We start from the raw sequence: 16,547 nt of genomic DNA on the forward strand, positions 1-16,547 counted from the left end.
CCATCCATCTTTGGGACTAGAGAAGCGGGGTAGGCCAGGGGGATCGACCAGGGGGTCTGGTGATTAGGATGGGCAAGGCGGATAAGGTGGGAAAGGTGGATGAGCCAAACCCCCGGCACTGGCAGAAATTGGGTTTGGCTGCTTCGTTCCCGACCTGACCAGGTTATCCAACCCACCATGCGGGGAGGCCCATCCGATTCCATTTTAGCTTGTTAGAATGGAGAACATGACAGCCTTAGCATTAGCCCGTTCGTGGCGCCCTAAAACGTTCTCGCAATTAGTAGGACAAGACCATGTGTTTAAGGCTCTAACGCATGCTTTGGATCAGGGTCGCCTGCACCATGCCTGGCTCTTTACGGGCACCCGTGGGGTAGGTAAGACTACTATCGCCCGAATTATGGCTAAAGCACTTAATTGCACTGGAGCTGATGGTTCCGGCAAGATGACTTCAGAGCCCTGCGGAAAATGCCCAGCTTGTATGGAAATCGATGCCGGTCGCTTTGTTGACTACATCGAGATGGATGCCGCCAGTAATCGTGGCGTTGATGACATTGCTGCGCTCCTAGAAAAAGCAGCCTATGCACCAAGCAATGCGCGCTACAAGGTATACATGATTGACGAGGTGCACATGCTCACCAATCATGCTTTTAATGCCATGCTAAAGACTCTGGAAGAGCCTCCAGAGCACGTTAAATTTATTCTGGCGACCACTGATCCACAAAAGATTCCAGTAACGATTCTGTCGCGTTGCTTGCAGTTCAATCTTAAGCAAATGCCAGTACCACTCATCGTTGAGCATTTAGAAAAAGTACTCGCAGCAGAAAAGGTCGACTGCGAAGTGAATGCCTTGCGTGTTTTGGCTAAAGCAGCTCAAGGCTCCATGCGCGATGCTTTGTCATTAACAGATCAAGCCATTGCATACGCTGCTGGCAAGGTTACTGAAGAATCTGTGCGTGGCATGCTCGGCACATTAGATGATGCTTATCTGATCCGCATTCTGGATTGCTTAATTGCAAAAGATGGTGCAAGCCTCTTGTCAGTAGCAAATGAAATGGGTGAGCGCAGCATGTCTTTCTCATTGGCGCTTCAAGATCTATCCAGCTTGTTGCAAAAAATTGCAGCAGCGCAAGTTGTTCCAGAATCGGTATTGGATGATTGGCCAGAAGCAGGCGAGATTCGTCGCTTGGCCACGCAGCTCACTAAAGAAGAAGCGCAACTCTTCTACCAAATCACCATTACTAGTCGTCCTGACTTATCACTTGCACCAGATGAGCAAACTGGCTTTGCGATGACGCTATTACGCATGTTGGCATTTCGTCCAGGCAGTGGTGGAGGAGGCTCTGCCCCAGCGCCATCAACTCCAACAGCACCACCAGCAAATACAGCACGTCCAGCGACTGCACCAGCCCCAGCTGCCAAAACATCTCCAGCCGCATCTGCGCCTGCTGCTAAATCAGCCGCACCGGTTGCTTCCGCTCCAGCTGGTAATTCAGCACAGCGTCCTGATTGGCATGGCTTGATGCGTCAATTGCCGGTTAAAGGCTTAGTGCAGCAGTTAGCTTTTCAGACAGAGTTGCAAGATTGGAATGATTCAGCAGTGGGAGTACGTGCAACTATCGTTACACCAATGCCGCAGCTAGCTTCTGAGGCTTCCGTTGCGCGCTTGGCTGATGCACTGACTGCTCACTTTGGTAAGCCAGTCAAGATTGTGATTGAAAAAGGTGAAGTAGAGGGCAAGACAGTAGCCAAGGTAGATGCGCAGATTCATCAAGAGAAAAGAATGAATGCTGAGCAGATGATTGCAGCTGATCCCTTTATTCAGCAATTAGAAAAAGAGTTTGGTGCTAAGGTAGTCGGCGGCTCTGTTAAACCACTCTAATGCACCTCTTTAATTTAAATTCAGCTATTTATAAATAATCAACACAAGCACTAAGGAATAAAGCGATGATGAAAGGTGGACTTGCTGGCCTCATGAAACAGGCTCAGCAGATGCAAGAGAAAATGAAAACTGCGCAAGCTGAATTAGCTGCGTTAGAAGTGACTGGCCAAGCTGCTGGTGGCTTAGTTAAGGTAACCATCTCTGGTAAATACGAACTGAAGCGTGTACAAATTGATCCAGGCGCAATGGATGATCGCGAGATGCTCGAAGATTTAATCGTTACTGCTTACACAGAAGCCTTTAAGCAAGTCGAAGCCGCTAGTGCACAAATGATGTCTGGTGCAACTGCTGGCATGCCGATGCCCCCTGGCTTTAAGTTGCCGTTTTAATTCACTAATCGTTCATTATTTAATGGCACGCATAGAAGTACCTGTTGATGCACTCGGTCGTTTGATCGAGGCATTGCGCGTGCTGCCAGGAGTGGGGCCTAAGTCTGCTCAGCGTATGGCGTTTTATCTATTACAGCATGATCGTAATGGTGCTGCAGTGCTGGCCCAATCATTGGGCGAAGCGGTAGAGACAGTTGGCCACTGTGCTCGTTGCAATACATTCTCAGAAACCCAAATCTGTAGCACCTGCTCTGATGAGCGTCGTGATCCTTCCTTGCTATGCATTGTGGAGACACCTGCTGATCAAGTGATGGTAGAGCAGACCTTAAGTTTCAAAGGAAACTACTTTGTACTCATGGGCCGTTTGTCTCCACTTGATGGTATGGGTCCAAATGAAATTCATTTTGATCGCTTACTTACTCGGATTGAAAATCCTGATACCGGTGTACCGATTCGGGAAGTAGTACTGGCAACTAACTTCACGAGTGAAGGTGAGGCCACTGCCCACTATATTGGCGAGGTTCTCAAAGCTAAAGGTATTAAGGTCACCCGTATTGCACGCGGTATTCCGGTAGGTGGTGAGCTTGAGTATGTTGATGCGGGAACCTTGGCTAGAGCTTTAATGGATCGCCGCTAAATATCGATTGCAGCTCTATGAGTGCAGGTTCTTTTCCAAAAAAACCTCATAAAACTAAGTAAATACAGCATATATTGATATCTAGGCCAAATCTTTGGATAATCTGAGTTATGAAACCATCTATCGCCATGAATGCCCATCGTGCTGAGATTCGCTCCATTGTTGAAGCGCATCACGCAAGTAATGCCCGCGTTTTCGGTTCGGTAGCCACTAGTACCGATATAGATGGTAGCGACTTGGATATATTGATTGATCCCAGCGCCGATACCACCTTGTTTGATATTGGCAGCATTAGACATAAATTAAAGCAATTGTTAGGTGTGCCAGTAGATGTTTTGACGCCTAATGCTTTGCCAGATCATTTTCGTAATGTAGTGATCTCTCAAGCTCTGGCAATATGAGTCGTGACCCGCAGAGGCTGCAGGATTACTTAAGACATATTCTTCTAGCAATTAAACGAATTCAAGAATATTGCAGTGATATTGATGAGCTTGGTTTTCTAAAGAGTCAATGAATTCAAGATGCAGTCATACGTAATTTTGAGGTGATTGGAGAGGCAAGTAAAAATATAGAACGATCCTTTCCTGAATATGCGGCCGCTCATCCCGAACTTCCGCTAATGATTGCCTATGAAATGCGCAACGCTTTAGCTCATGGTTACTTTAAGGTTGATTTGCCAATTATTTGGAAAACCATCGAAATCAATCTCCCAGTTTTGGAAGATCAGATAGTTCAGTTAATCGAAGCAAATCCTAGCCTTGAATAAGTTGCGATGTGTGGGCGAAGCTACTACCCATTTCACCCGTATCGCACACGGTATTCCGGTAGGTGGTGAGCTTAAGTATGTTGATGCGGGAACCTTGGCTAGAGCTTTGATGGATCGCCGCTAACATGCTGGTTTCTATCGAGTTGTCAGAGTCATTAATTGATGATGCGAATTCTGCCTCGGGTATTACAAAAAGAACCATCTCTGAGCAGGTTGAGTATTGGGCCCGTCTAGGCAAGGCATGTGAAGACAATCCTGATCTACAAGTCGATATGATCCAGGATATTTTGGCAAGTAGAGCAGAGATGAATCTCAATAAGTTAAGCCAATTTCGTTTTGGGTAGCCTGTCTAAATATCCCTTGAGTACCCAGTAAGTTGTTTTCAGAGCACAGTGCCATCCCCTGTGCATCAAGCCCCAATCACTAATCTGTCATTCCATTGCCATAAAGACTAGGTAAATTACTCCTTTTTGGGGATAATTTGGTCTGCACCACCCTTGGGCTTCAATCTCAAGCTGTGTTTGCCTAGTTTTTCCTATCGGCACCTTGCTATTGCATTGCACTGGCATCCCAATTAGAAATTGTGAATGACCCGCAAGTTTTATCTACCCCTCCTGTTGAGCATTATTTGCACTTTCCTCGGAGCAACCGCGTTCGCGCAGAAGGCGGGCTCGGGCTCGGACCAAATTGCGACTTTTGCATCACCTATCCAGGATTTTCCAACAGAGGGTGAACTCTTTGGATTGCCAGTAAACATACACGGTCAGACTACTTATATTAATCAGCGTTACAACAATTTCACATCCAGCTATTCTGGTCCGAATAGTTTGAATGCTCAGAACTCCATGAGCTATACCTGGTCGGGCACTTTATTCTTTGGTGCTCGCGTGGCACCCGATACCGATATCTATTTCAATCCCGAAGTGATCTCTGGTGTGCCTTTCTCTGGTTTAGTGGGTTTGGGTGGCTTTACCAACGGTGAAGGTAGTAAGGCTACTGGAGCACAAGCTAAATTTTATTCTGCACGTGCTTTTGTACGCCAGACATTTAATCAAGAGGGCGACAAAGTTGTTCTTGAGAATGAGGCTAACCAAATTACACAAACTGTAAGCAGTAATCGTGTTGTTGTGACTGCCGGACAGTTTTCTACTTTAGATATTTTTGACGATAGTCGTTACGCTAAAGATCCACGCATTCAGTTTATGAACTGGGGCAATATGACCTACTTGGCCTATGACTACGCTGCTGATGCGCGCGGCTACAGTACTGGCCTAGCGGGCGAATGGTATCTAGAAAATTGGGTCTTGCGAGCCTCTCGTATGCTCGCACCGAAAAATCCCAATGGCCGTGATCTCAATTGGCAAATCTTTAATACTTATGGTGACCAAATTGAAGTTGAGCGGCAACACAATATTGCCGACCTTCCTGGCAAGGTCAGTGTGCTTGCTTATCGCAACAGAATGATTCTGGCGCGTTTTTCTGATGCAACCAATTATGTAGTTGCTAATAATGCCCAAGGTACGCAAGCGATTAATAATGTGCGCAGCAATTATCAATATAAAACCGGTGTTGGTATTCATGGTGAGCAGGCCTTGACAAAAGATCTAGGGATCTATGGTCGTGCATTCACATCTGATGGTCATACTGAAACGATGTCATTCACTGAAGCAGATAACTCAATCTCGGTTGGTATGGGTATGAATGGCACAAGCTGGAAACGTCCGAGCGACACTATTGGCATCTCCATGATGCAAAACGGACTCTCGAGTTTTAGAAGAGGGTATTTACAAGCTGGAGGTGTCTCTTACTTTATTGGTGACTATGCTGGTGCAGGCCAGACAATATCCTATCGACCAGAAAGAATTGGCGAGGTGTATTACAACGCCATGGTGATTAAGAATGTGCTCGCTGGTTTGAACTTTCAGCATATCAATAATCCTGCATATAACGCTGCCCGCGGCCCTTTAAACATCTTGTCTTTCAGGATCCACGCTGAGTTTTAAGCGTTCTGTCGTTCCAGCTTTTAATTATTTTCTTTAGAATCAATAAGATAGCTATTCCTAATTTTTAGACTTTTGGCTTTAGTCACCTATAATCTCTAAAAGCCCCCTGAAATGGGTATTTCTAGGATCTAAATCTGCATCAGGGGCTATAAAAATAGCATTTATATAGATTTAGAGGTAGCCGCATTTGTTGATTTACGGCATACGTAAGAGAGACGTAGCAAATTTACTCAAAAGCATTGCAGCATATGCAATGGTAACTTTTGCGATTTCTGCTTTTGCGCAAGGTGGTCAGAGTGCTCCTGCCAGCGTCACTGTGCAATCTAGTGACTCCTCTTTAACAGCGCCACCATCCATTGGTACGCAACTCAGTAGCCAAGACCAAAGCCCAAAAGCAGCAGAATTATTTGCGCCAGTTACCAAAGCAAATACACCCAAGATTTATACCAAACCGATTTCATCCGGACCAACGGAAATGGATTTGCGTCAACTGTGGAGTGAGTTAAAACTGAATAACCCACAATTGTCTTCATTGCGTGAGTCCTATTTATCTGCCAAGGCAACCGTGCCGCAGATTGCTGCACCAGCGAATCCACAAGTTGGATTGGTATGGTCAGGTATGCCAGTCAATTCACCATTTGCTTTAGGTGGTGCAAATGCACCATCAGCTGCTAATCCTAATGGCATCAGTAGCAATAACGCTATTTCGGTTGCGCAACCATTTCAGTTTCCTGGAAAGAGGAGTTTGGCAGCGGATATTGCGAATACCAATGCAGAAGCGCTCCTAGCAAGCTCTGAATCTACTTATTTGCAATTGGGCGCACAGCTCTCAACCCTGTACTACAACGCGCTAGCGGCTCAGAAGCAGCTTCAGGTTCTGAAAGAGTCTGTCATGCGCCTAGAGATGGTCAAGAATGTTGCTAAAGCACGCTACGCCAATAATGCCGCAGCATATGTCGAATACCTCAACGCACAAGTGGCGCAAAGTGCAGCCCAAGCTGATCAGTTCAATGTTGAGCGTCAATTGCAAGTTGCTTTGAACAATATCAATACTTTAGTGGGCCGTCATTCTCGAGAGAAGTTAGTTCTTCGTGGTGATGTGCGCCGCGCCACGAGTAGTGTGCCTACTTTAGTGGAGTTGGAAGACTATGCAGAATCGAGTCATCCTACTTTAAAAAGTTCAGCCCTACAACTCGACGCTGCACGTAAGGGGGTTGACTTAGCCAAAAAAAGCCTACCTTCCAGACTTTCAGGTGATTGGTTCTTCCTACACTCCGCGTGGACCATTTTCTGCCAACAACGGTGCGATGTTTTATCAGTTCGAATTAGATCTCATCATTCCGCTGTATTTCTTTACTAAAGAAAAGTATGGGGTAGAGCAGGCGCAACGTAATCAAGCGGCCGCTGAGGCTGGCAATATCTCTAATCGTCAGCAAATTGTATTGGCCGTCAATACAGCCTATGCCACCTATGAGCAGGCTAAGAGCCAAACCCAATTCTTAAAAGACCGCCAAGTGCCCCAGGCGGATGCTGCCTATAAGGTGGGCCTGACCCAGTACTCGAATAATGGTCAAGGGTTTAATGATTTATTGACTGCGCAAACTCAATTGCGTAACTTAGAGATTGCATTGGCGCAAGCGGAGAGTAATCTATTGCAAGCGCAAGCAGTATTAATGGTTTCTGCAGGCAAAGAGCCTTTTTAAGGAGTAGTTTTGATCAATAAATTGATTGCGTTTCTAAAAGGTTTACCTGAGAAGGTAAAGCCACATTTGCACAAAGGGGCGCACGATGGCGCACATCATGCAAAAGTTGCTGCTACTGGCTTAGTTGGCTTGTATTGGAATCTTTCCCCAACGAATCGTTACCGTGTTCGCTTGGCTGCTTTTGCTTTTGCAATTCTATCGATTGGTATTGTGCTGGGTCGTGTGACCAACGTAAATCGCGCTGTGAAAATTGAAAGTTCCAGCAAGGGGCTCAAGGTAGAGAGTAGTGGTGTATTGGAACTAAAGTTGCCTGGCGTCAAACTCAACCCAGAGGTGTATGTTTTCCAGTCGGCGGAAAAAGTTCAGGTGCCAGTCAATATTAAAGTGCCAGGACGTCTTGCATTTAATGCAGAAAAAGCAAAAGTACTTTCAGCGCGTGCTCCAGGTAGGGTTGAGCGTATTTATGCCTTTGATGGCGCACAAGTGGAGATTGGTTCCCCAGTCGTAGAGCTTTATAGCCCAGAGTTTATTTCTGCCCAGCAAGAGTATTTACTCTCTTCTAAAACTGCTCAGGTTTTAGAGGGCAGTAAAACCATGAGTGATTTATTGGGGGATGCTCGTATTACTCAACAAGCTGCTGCAAACCGTATGAGAAATCTAGGTGCGGGAGATGGGGATATCAAGAGTATTGAAGCTACCGGTAAGACAACGGCTAATTTGGTGATGCGCTCACCATTAAAGGGTGTTGTAGTGAAGCGCAATGTAGAGCCTGGTTCAACGCTAAGCTCTGGAGACGTTATTGCCACGCTAGCCGACCCTAAGCACCTCTGGTTCTTGGGTAATGTATTTGAGCAAGATTTCAGAATGATTAAGCAGGGGCAAAAGATGGTTTTACACCTCGAGGCTTATCCTGAGAAAGAGTTTATTGCTTATGCCAATTACATTGCACCTGCAATTGATCCGCAAACTCGGGCTTTATTAATTCGTGCTGATGTAGAAAACACCGATGATTTGCTGCGTCCCGATATGTTCGCTTCTGGGTTGCTCACTACCGGTACCGCAGATGCAGTAGTAGTCCCGCAATCAGCCATCGTCAGAATTCGTGAACATCGTTTTGCCATTATTAAAGTCGGTCCTGAGAACTTCAGGCGTGTGCCGGTGAAGGGTTATGACCTCAACAGTAAGAGCTTTGCGATTACTGAGGGCGTGGAGCAGGGTTGGCAAATCTTGGCTGAGGGCGCTGTATTGTTGAATGATCGCTTTGCCAAGCAGGAGGACTAAGTGAGCGTTTTCACCTCCTTTATTCGAGGGGTAGTTGAGAAGCGCGTGCTTGTCATTTTTGCTTCTGTCGTATTGCTTGGCTTAGGTATGCTCAGTTTGAGCAAATTACCAATTCAGCCGTATCCAGGGGTTGCACCTTTAACAATTCAAGCTATTTCACAATGGCCAGGAAGAAGTACTACTGAGGTTGAGCAGCAAGTTACCATCCCCGTTGAAAATGCATTGGCTGGCATTCCGGGCTTGCAAGCTTTCCGTTCTGTATCACTATTTGGCTTATCTGTAGTCACACTCAAATTTAATGACACTACAGATCCATTCAAGGCGCGCCAAACTTTCTTAGCTAATTTAGCTAACGTGAGTTTCCCTCCGGGTGTGACTTCTAGCATTAGCCCTGACTCAGATGCAACCGGCGAGATTATGCGCTATGAGGTTCGTTCTGAATATGCATCCTCTACACAATTAAAGACATTACAAAACTACGAGATCTATAAAGAGCTCAAACAAACTCCCGGTGTAGCTGACGTTTCTTCATTCGGTGGCAAGGTGCGGCAGTACCAGGTAATCGTCAGCCCTGAAAGCCTCCAGGCCAAGGGTGTTTCTGTAAATCAATTGATCTTGGCGCTTACCAATGCCAATAGCAATATTGGTGGTGGATTGTTACCCAGTGGTGAGCAGCAATTTGTGGTTCGCGGAGTTGGCCTTCTCAAAAGTATTGATGACATTAAGCAAGTTGTTGTTGCCGTAAATAAGGGCGTGCCTATTCGAATTGGTGATGTTGCTAGAGTTGATATAGGTAATGCGCCTCGTTTGGGGATGTTTCAATTCAATCACAATCCTGATTCAGTGGAGGGCATTGTCTATTTGCGTCGCGGTGAGAATGCTACTGAAGTATTAGCAAGAGTGCGCCATACGATCGACAATATTAATAAGCATGTATTACCCCCAGGCATTGAAGTAAAGCCGTTCTACGATCGCCAAGTACTTTTAGACATCACCATTGGCACAGTGAAGCACACTCTGTTCTTTGGCATTTCTTTGGTGCTGGCAGTATTGTTTTTCTTCTTAGGTAATATTCGTGCCGCTGCCGTAGTTGCTGCCGTTATTCCACTGGCTTTGTGTGTATCTTTTATTCAGATGCATTTGTGGAGTGTCCCAGCCAACTTAATTTCCCTGGGTGCAATTGACTTTGGGGTAATCGTAGACTCTGCGGTGATTTTGACGGAGAACGTCATGCGTCACTTAGAGGAGGGTGGTAAGCGCCTCAATCAAAGCATCATTCTGGCTACTAGTGAAGTACAGCGCGCCATGATTTACTCAACTGGCATCATTATTGTTGCCTATTCCCCATTGTTTTTTATGGGCGGTGTTGAGGGCATTATCTTCAAGCCAATGGCCTTCACCATGGGCTTTGCTTTGATTGCAGCAATGATTTTGAGTTTAACTTTCTTGCCAGCAATGATTTCTTTAGTGTTTGGCGAGAACATCCATCACAAACCACCATCATTCATCACCAAAATTCTCGAAAGCTACAAACCTTTACTGAGAAAATGGATGGATCGTCCCTTAACAGTTTTCTCTGTAGCGGTCTTTGTTCTTGGTCTGACTTTACTCAGCATGATGCGCTTGGGTACTGCCTTCCTGCCAACCCTTGAAGAGAACAATATTTGGTTGCGCGTCACTTTGCCTAATACTGTAGATCTAGATTACTCGGTCAAGATTGCCAATCAACTCCGCGAGACTTTCTTAAAGCAGCCTGAGATTGATAAGGTTGCGGCGCAGATTGGTCGCCCTGATGACGGCACTGACTCTACAGGCGTGTTCAACCAGGAATATGGACTGTATTTAAAGAGTCCCGATAAGATGCCAAGAGGCTCTTCCAAGAAAGACCTCATTGCCCATCTAGAGAAAGAGTTAAATCAGATTCCGGGCATTACTTATAGCTTCTCGCAATACATTCAAGATAACGTCAATGAGGCCTTATCGGGCGTTAAGGGCGAGAACTCGATCAAGATTTATGGCACCGATCTTGAGGTCCTTGATCAAAAGGCACATGAAGTGATTGATCAACTCAAAAAGGTACGCGGCGTAGAGGATGAGGGCATCCTAAAAGAGCTTGGTCAGCCAACCCTCAATATCCAGATTGATCGTGAGCGTGCAGCTCGTTATGGCATTAATGTGAATGATATTCAGACTGTGGTTGCTAATGCGATCGGTGGTGCAGCCGTAACCAATTTGCTTGAAGATGAAAAGACCTTTGGTATTGCGATTCGCCTAAATGAAGGTAGTCGTAATGACGTTGTAGATATTGGCCATTTATTAGTAGACGCTCCTGACGGGGCTAAGATCCCTTTATCGATGGTAGCTACCGTTCAGTTATCAGATGGCCCATTCTTTATCTATCGTGAGGCGGGTAAGCGCTATATTGCGATTAAATTTAGCGTGCGTAATCGTGATTTGGGTAGCGCTGTAGAGGATGCTCAGATCTTGGTTGAGCAAAACATCACCTTGCCCCCGAATTACTCTATTAGCTGGGATGGGCAGTTCAATCAAATGAAGCAGGCGCAAAAGAAACTGATGTTGATTGTGCCTTTGGCCTTACTGGGTATCTTCTTGTTGCTCGTGAGTGCCTTTGGTAATTTCCGCGACGCCTTTATTGTGATGATCAATGTGCCATTTGCAGCTATTGGTGGCGTTCTTGCTTTGCATCTTGCCGGTGAGACGCTGAGCATCTCGGCATTTTTTGGATTCTTATCGCTCTTTGGCATTGCAATTCAGGATGGCGTGATCTTAATCTCATTTATTAATAAGACGGCAGCAACGGAACATGGCCAGATGAAGGACATCATGGTGGAGGGCGCCTCTTTGCGTGTACGTCCCGTTCTGATGACTGCAGCACTCTCAGGCTTAGGTCTTTTGCCAGCTGCTTTATCGCACTCGATTGGTTCTGAAGCACAGCGTCCGCTAGCTTTGGTGATTGTGGGAGGCATGGTGACAACCACTATCTTGACTCTTTTGGTCTTGCCTGTAATCTATGGCTGGTTCAGAGGACGTGCATTAACACCAGCAAGTAATATTTAAGTTAAGAAAGTAATCAATAGTCATGAGTGAACGTCAACCCCATATTTTGATTTCTAACGATGATGGCTATCTCGCTCCTGGCTTACTCGCCCTAGTGAATGCCGTGCGTCCATTGGGCCGCATTACGGTGATTGCACCTGAGCAAAATCACAGTGGCGCATCTAACTCCTTAACCTTATCTAGACCACTTTCGATTCACCGAGTGGCTGGTGGTGAGCGTGACGGATTTTTCTTTATTAACGGCACGCCCACAGATTGTGTGCACGTGGCGATGACCGGTTTCTTAGATGAAAAGCCCGACCTAGTGATTTCTGGTATCAATCAGGGCGAGAACATGGGTGAAGACGTGCTCTATTCCGGCACAGTGGCCGCAGCGATTGAGGGAGTGATGTTCGGTGTTCCTGGCATTGCTTTCTCACAAATTGATCGCGGCTGGAACCGGATTGAGGATGCTGCTAAAGCTGCACACGATGTAGTTGCACAAATGTTGATTTCAGCGCTCGCTAGAACAGAGGGCACTGCGACTTTGCTCAACGTCAATATCCCAAACCGTCCTTATGCTGATTTATATCGCTGGCGTGTAACACGCTTGGGTAATCGCCATCACTCGCAGCCAGTGGTAGTGCAAGATAGTCCACGCGGCGACAAGATTTACTGGATTGGTGCAGCGGGACACGTTAAAGATAATTCTGAAGGCACAGATTTCCATGCAATTGATGAAGGTTGTATTTCGATTACTCCGATGCAATTAGATTTAAGTCATCACGCACGCTTAGCAGCAATGCGCTCAAGTGGTTGGGATCGCGGTTGAAGGCTCCCACCGAAAGATTCGCGGCCTATCGTCAAGCGCTAGCAGCCAAAGTGCATGCTGGCGGTGTGAAGCACGGTAAAACTTTAGAAGCCATTGCTACCGTTCCGCGCCATGCATTTATTGATGCTGGTTTGCATGTACAAGCTTACGAAGATACAGCGCTTCCGATTGGCCAAGAGCAAACGATTTCTAAACCATCAGTAGTAGCTCGCATGATTGAGTTATTACACAAGCCCAGGCATAAGCTTGGGAAAGTTCTGGAGATTGGAACGGGCTGCGGTTATCAAGCAGCAGTGCTGAGTCTGCTAGCTGATGAGGTTTATTCAATAGAGCGGATTCGACCATTGCATGACATGGCTAGAGCGAAGCTGCGCCCATTTCGGATTAATAATCTGCGCTTGATCTACGGTGATGGCATCTTAGGCTTGCCCCAGGCCGCACCCTTTGACGGGATCATCTTGGCGGCAGCGGGTTTGGGTATCCCGGACGCCTTATTGGATCAATTGGCTATTGGAGGGCGTTTGGTTGCCCCAGTCGCCAAAAATGCAAAAGAGCAGCAACTCATCATGGTTGAAAGAATGAGCTCCCAGCGCTACCAAAGAACTGTCCTGGACGAGGTCTTTTTTGTACCCTTACAATCAGGGGTAATATGAAATCTCAGCCGAATTCAAGACCTACTATGCCTAAAAGCTTTCTCATTGCACTGATGTCTGCAAGTCTGGCGCTGACTATTGGTTGTACTACTCCTCGCACCAAACCTGCTAGCGTCACAGATCGCTCTGGCGGGACCATTGCTAATGAGTCAACGCCACCGGGGTACTACCGAGTTAAAAGAGGAGACACTCTAGCGCGTATTGCTCTTGATCATGGCCAGGCTCCACGGGATGTAGCGCAGTGGAATAAAGCAGAAAACCCAAATTTCAATCCCAATGTGATTGAAATAGGTGATTTGATTTTGATTAAGCCACCAGCAAGTGCTAAAGCTGCTAAGCCAGTTGATAAAAAATCTACTCTAAGCAGTGATAAAGCGGATGCGCCTGCACCAACACCTGAACCTGCTAAGCCAGAAGTAGTAGCGGAGCCTGGCATTCGTTTGTCTTGGCCTGCCAAAGGCAAGGTCACTGGTGAATTTAACGAAACCAATAAAGGCATCGATATTGCTGGCAAGGTTGGCGAGCCAGTATTAGCAGCTTCGGATGGCAAAGTAGTCTACGCTGGCAATAGTTTGCGTGGTTACGGTAATTTAGTCATCGTGAAGCATGACAACACTTATCTCACCGCTTATGCGCACAACAGCAAGCTCTTAGTGAAAGAGGGTGATAGTGTGCGTAAGGGTCAAAAGATTGCTGAGATGGGTGACACTGATACCAATTCCCCTAAGCTCCATTTTGAATTGCGCGTAAACGGTAAGCCAGTCAATCCAACACCTTATCTGCAGTAACGGTTCGGCAAGAGCGTATGGCCACCGTTCTCGTATTTGATATTGAAACTATTCCTGATGTAGCGGGGATACGGCGTCTGGAAGAGTATCCAGATTCCATGAGTGATGCCGAAGTAGCAGCTAAAGCCATGGTTGAGAGGGCGGCTAAAACGGGCAGTGAGTTTCTGCCACTCTTCTTGCAAAAAATTGTGGCCATTTCTTGTGTGATTCGTAGAACCACCAAAGAAGGCGCGCCACAAATTAAGGTGGGCACTTTAGGCACTCCGCAAGATGATGAGAAGGTATTGATTCAGGCTTTCTTTGATCTGATTGAGAAGTACACCCCCCAATTGGTTTCTTGGAACGGTAGCGGCTTTGATCTACCCGTACTGCATTACCGTGCGCTGGCCAATCACATTCAAGCGCCACGCTACTGGGAGATGGGCGAGAGTCAAGAGGCTGATAGTCGTGACTTTAAATGGAATAACTACATCAGTCGTTATCACATGCGTCATCTCGACATGATGGATCTGTTGGCTAAATTCAATGGCAGAGCCAATGCGCCTCTAGATGGCCTGGCAAAACTTTGTGGTTTCCCAGGCAAGATGGGTATGGATGGCAGTCAAGTATGGCCTGCGTATCAGGATGGCAAGATTGACGACATTCGTCGCTATTGCGAGACTGATGTTGTAAATACTTATCTCATGTATTGCCGTTTTCAATTACTGCGTGGCGGTTTCTCTTTAGATGAATATAAGGAAGAAATCGACTTTGTAAAAGCCTATTTAGAGAAAGAGTCCAAAGAGCCTCATGGTGGCCAGTGGCAAGAATATCTCCAAGGTTTTGCAGCGGATGCGTAGAGGCGATAAGCCAGTCAATATCGAAGTGGCTGAGCCAGTAAGAGTTGAAGCCCTCGATTTAGATGCTCAAGGCATTGCCCGCTTGGCACCAAATGAAGCAGAGCTGATTCAAGGTCAAAGCGGTAAAGTCATTTTTATTCAGGGTGCATTGCCTACTGAGTTGGTCACATACACCGTCACTAGTGATAAAGCCCGGTTTAGTAAAGCGAAAGTACGGCAGATCCTCAAGCCTGCGGTATTTAGGGCAGAGCCTAAGTGCGCAGCCTTTGATGTCTGTGGTGGCTGCACCATGCAGCACCTAGATATTCGTGCTCAGGTGGCCATGAAGCAGCGCGTTCTCGAAGATGATCTGCAGCATATTGCTAAGACTAAGCCACAAGAAATTTTGCGACCGATGGGTGGCCCCACCTGGGAATATCGTCACCGTGCACGCTTAAGCGCAGTAAATCGCTCGATTAAAAAAGGCACAGTACTCATTGGCTTTCATGAAGGCAAGAGTAGTTATGTAGCCGATATGCTTGCTTGTGAGATTTTGCCCAAGCATGTATCTGATTTATTGCCAGAGTTACGTAAATTAGTCATGGGCTTATCCATCGTAGATCGCATGCCGCAAATTGAAATTGCAGTAGGTGAGCCAGAAGAGCCCTTTTCTGAGGATCCCAAGAAAGCAAAACCCGTAACGGCATTGGTCTTTCGTATTCTGAATCCATTAACTGCAGATGATGAGCGGCTACTACGTCAATTCGCAGATCAACATCAAGTCTGGATCTGGCTGCAGCCCAAGGGGATTGAGACCGTAGCGCCGTTCTACCCAGAGACCGGCAAGCTTTGCTACCGTCTGCCTGAATTTGAAATCGAGATGCCCTTTAAGCCAGCTGATTTCACGCAAGTCAATCATATGATGAACCGCGCGCTTGTGAGTAGGGCGATTCGTTTATTAGAAGTCAAAACATCTGATCGTGTACTCGATTTATTTTGCGGACTTGGCAACTTCACATTGCCGCTTGCTAGAAAAGCAAACGAAGTGTTGGGCATAGAAGGTTTGGAAACCTTAACGACCCGCGCAAAAGAAAATGCCATACATAACAATTTAGCTGACAAAGCCAGCTTCATGAAAAGCGATTTGTTCGAGGTTACTCCTGAAACGATTGCATCTTGGGGCAAAGCAGAGCGCTGGCTCATGGACCCTCCGCGTGAAGGCGCAATGGAAATTTGTAAATCGCTTGCAGACTTGCATACAGAAAATAGCAATCTTCTTCCAGAGCGCATCGTGTACGTTTCTTGCAATCCCAAGACTTTGGCTAGAGATGTCGAGATTTTGTGCCATCACGCCGGCTATACACTCAGTAGCGCTGGGATCGTGAACATGTTCCCGCACACCTCCCATGTGGAATCAATGGCCGTTTTTGACCGCCCAAAGCCACTCTAATTTCCTGATTTAGAAACTTTTCCCCAATTGTTGGCGCTAATTTAGTGCATGAGGCTAAATCCCGGTGCAATGGCGATTCTTGACAGCTTCCTAGACGGGTAGATTGAAGTTGTGCAGCAATAGATAGCTGCTAACCATGTCATCAAACACTGGGAGTGTGTCATGAGAGCCTCAGATAGTTTTGCGATCATATTCATTTTGATAGCACTATCGTATGCGGTGAGCATGTTTGTAGCGAACTAATCGTTCACAGACAAAAAGCTACGCAATGAAAAAGGCGCCCGCAGGCGC

Annotated in this window: 15 protein-coding genes, 1 other RNA gene and 2 pseudogenes; 17 read left to right on the forward strand and 1 reads right to left on the reverse strand. The window is 46.5% G+C overall.

The annotated features are described in order from the left end of the window. Positions 1-95 precede the first annotated feature (95 nt). Positions 96-194, reverse strand: an RNA gene (gene ffs, locus B6A14_RS06875) — signal recognition particle sRNA small type. Between the two features lie 32 nt (positions 195-226). Here ffs and dnaX point away from each other — a divergent pair. From dnaX to rlmD, 17 genes and pseudogenes are all read left to right on the forward strand, one after another. Further along, positions 227-1,879 (forward strand): DNA polymerase III subunit gamma/tau, encoded by a 1,653-nt coding sequence (dnaX, locus tag B6A14_RS06880; RefSeq protein WP_087909755.1) that lies wholly within the window; start codon positions 227-229, stop codon positions 1,877-1,879. 65 nt (positions 1,880-1,944) lie between these two features. Next, positions 1,945-2,268 carry a YbaB/EbfC family nucleoid-associated protein gene (locus B6A14_RS06885; RefSeq protein WP_072582156.1) on the forward strand — a complete coding sequence of 108 codons (324 nt, stop codon included), beginning with the start codon at positions 1,945-1,947 and terminating at the stop codon, positions 2,266-2,268. Between the two features lie 22 nt (positions 2,269-2,290). Continuing rightward, on the forward strand, positions 2,291-2,905 hold the full coding sequence (recR, locus tag B6A14_RS06890; RefSeq protein WP_087909756.1) for a recombination mediator RecR: 615 nt from the start codon (positions 2,291-2,293) through the stop codon (positions 2,903-2,905). Between the two features lie 110 nt (positions 2,906-3,015). Further along, positions 3,016-3,306 (forward strand): nucleotidyltransferase family protein, encoded by a 291-nt coding sequence (locus tag B6A14_RS06895; protein ID WP_087909757.1) that lies wholly within the window; start codon positions 3,016-3,018, stop codon positions 3,304-3,306. A gap of 128 nt (positions 3,307-3,434) precedes the next feature. Beyond that, positions 3,435-3,671: a HepT-like ribonuclease domain-containing protein gene (locus B6A14_RS10505; protein WP_330831799.1), complete on the forward strand. Its 237-nt coding sequence runs from the start codon at positions 3,435-3,437 to the stop codon at positions 3,669-3,671. Then, positions 3,649-3,795 (forward strand): annotated as a pseudogene (recR, locus tag B6A14_RS10580) (recombination mediator RecR); the annotation flags it as partial. The gene B6A14_RS10505 and the pseudogene recR (B6A14_RS10580), both read left to right, overlap by 23 nt. 1 nt (position 3,796) lies before the next feature. Beyond that, positions 3,797-4,015: a TA system antitoxin ParD family protein gene (locus tag B6A14_RS06905; RefSeq protein ID WP_087909758.1), complete on the forward strand. Its 219-nt coding sequence runs from the start codon at positions 3,797-3,799 to the stop codon at positions 4,013-4,015. 243 nt (positions 4,016-4,258) lie between these two features. Then, on the forward strand, positions 4,259-5,674 hold the full coding sequence (locus B6A14_RS06910) for a carbohydrate porin (RefSeq protein WP_087909759.1): 1,416 nt from the start codon (positions 4,259-4,261) through the stop codon (positions 5,672-5,674). Between the two features lie 190 nt (positions 5,675-5,864). Then, positions 5,865-7,034 carry a TolC family protein gene (locus tag B6A14_RS06915; RefSeq protein ID WP_236635687.1) on the forward strand — a complete coding sequence of 390 codons (1,170 nt, stop codon included), beginning with the start codon at positions 5,865-5,867 and terminating at the stop codon, positions 7,032-7,034. Next, on the forward strand, positions 6,928-7,377 hold the full coding sequence (locus B6A14_RS10395; protein ID WP_236635688.1) for a TolC family protein: 450 nt from the start codon (positions 6,928-6,930) through the stop codon (positions 7,375-7,377). Before B6A14_RS06915 ends, B6A14_RS10395 begins: the two co-directional genes overlap by 107 nt. A 9-nt stretch (positions 7,378-7,386) precedes the next feature. Then, positions 7,387-8,658, forward strand: a complete 1,272-nt coding sequence (locus B6A14_RS06920) for an efflux RND transporter periplasmic adaptor subunit (protein ID WP_087909760.1) — start codon at positions 7,387-7,389, stop codon at positions 8,656-8,658. Then, the gene (locus tag B6A14_RS06925) at positions 8,659-11,736 is read left to right on the forward strand and encodes an efflux RND transporter permease subunit (protein ID WP_087909761.1); all 3,078 of its coding nucleotides are present in this window, start codon (positions 8,659-8,661) and stop codon (positions 11,734-11,736) included. A 22-nt stretch (positions 11,737-11,758) separates the two neighbouring features. Beyond that, on the forward strand, positions 11,759-12,547 hold the full coding sequence (gene surE / locus B6A14_RS06930) for a 5'/3'-nucleotidase SurE (RefSeq protein ID WP_087909762.1): 789 nt from the start codon (positions 11,759-11,761) through the stop codon (positions 12,545-12,547). A gap of 29 nt (positions 12,548-12,576) precedes the next feature. Next, positions 12,577-13,200: pseudogene (locus B6A14_RS06935) on the forward strand (protein-L-isoaspartate(D-aspartate) O-methyltransferase); the annotation flags it as partial. 26 nt (positions 13,201-13,226) lie between these two features. Beyond that, positions 13,227-13,988, forward strand: a complete 762-nt coding sequence (locus B6A14_RS06940; protein ID WP_236635689.1) for a peptidoglycan DD-metalloendopeptidase family protein — start codon at positions 13,227-13,229, stop codon at positions 13,986-13,988. A 17-nt stretch (positions 13,989-14,005) separates the two neighbouring features. After that, the gene (locus tag B6A14_RS06945) at positions 14,006-14,827 is read left to right on the forward strand and encodes a 3'-5' exonuclease (RefSeq protein ID WP_087909765.1); all 822 of its coding nucleotides are present in this window, start codon (positions 14,006-14,008) and stop codon (positions 14,825-14,827) included. Continuing rightward, positions 14,820-16,256, forward strand: a complete 1,437-nt coding sequence (rlmD, locus tag B6A14_RS06950) for a 23S rRNA (uracil(1939)-C(5))-methyltransferase RlmD (RefSeq protein WP_087909766.1) — start codon at positions 14,820-14,822, stop codon at positions 16,254-16,256. The genes B6A14_RS06945 and rlmD overlap by 8 nt, the downstream gene beginning before the upstream one ends. Positions 16,257-16,547 lie beyond the last annotated feature (291 nt).

Origin of the sequence: Polynucleobacter hirudinilacicola, assembly GCF_002192535.1 — a bacterium.
GTDB lineage: Bacteria > Pseudomonadota > Gammaproteobacteria > Burkholderiales > Burkholderiaceae > Polynucleobacter > Polynucleobacter hirudinilacicola.

Excerpts from the sequence above, each read along its gene's own strand:
- dnaX (WP_087909755.1), top strand. The coding sequence starts at position 227 with ATGACAGCCTTAGCATTAGCCCGTTCGTGGCGCCCTAAAACGTTCTCG.
- B6A14_RS06885 (WP_072582156.1), top strand. The coding sequence starts at position 1,945 with ATGATGAAAGGTGGACTTGCTGGCCTCATGAAACAGGCTCAGCAGATG.
- recR (WP_087909756.1), top strand. The coding sequence starts at position 2,291 with ATGGCACGCATAGAAGTACCTGTTGATGCACTCGGTCGTTTGATCGAG.
- B6A14_RS06895 (WP_087909757.1), top strand. The coding sequence starts at position 3,016 with ATGAAACCATCTATCGCCATGAATGCCCATCGTGCTGAGATTCGCTCC.
- B6A14_RS06905 (WP_087909758.1), top strand. The coding sequence starts at position 3,797 with ATGCTGGTTTCTATCGAGTTGTCAGAGTCATTAATTGATGATGCGAAT.
- B6A14_RS06910 (WP_087909759.1), top strand. The coding sequence starts at position 4,259 with ATGACCCGCAAGTTTTATCTACCCCTCCTGTTGAGCATTATTTGCACT.
- surE (WP_087909762.1), top strand. The coding sequence starts at position 11,759 with ATGAGTGAACGTCAACCCCATATTTTGATTTCTAACGATGATGGCTAT.
- B6A14_RS06940 (WP_236635689.1), top strand. The coding sequence starts at position 13,227 with ATGCCTAAAAGCTTTCTCATTGCACTGATGTCTGCAAGTCTGGCGCTG.
- B6A14_RS06945 (WP_087909765.1), top strand. The coding sequence starts at position 14,006 with ATGGCCACCGTTCTCGTATTTGATATTGAAACTATTCCTGATGTAGCG.
- rlmD (WP_087909766.1), top strand. The coding sequence starts at position 14,820 with ATGCGTAGAGGCGATAAGCCAGTCAATATCGAAGTGGCTGAGCCAGTA.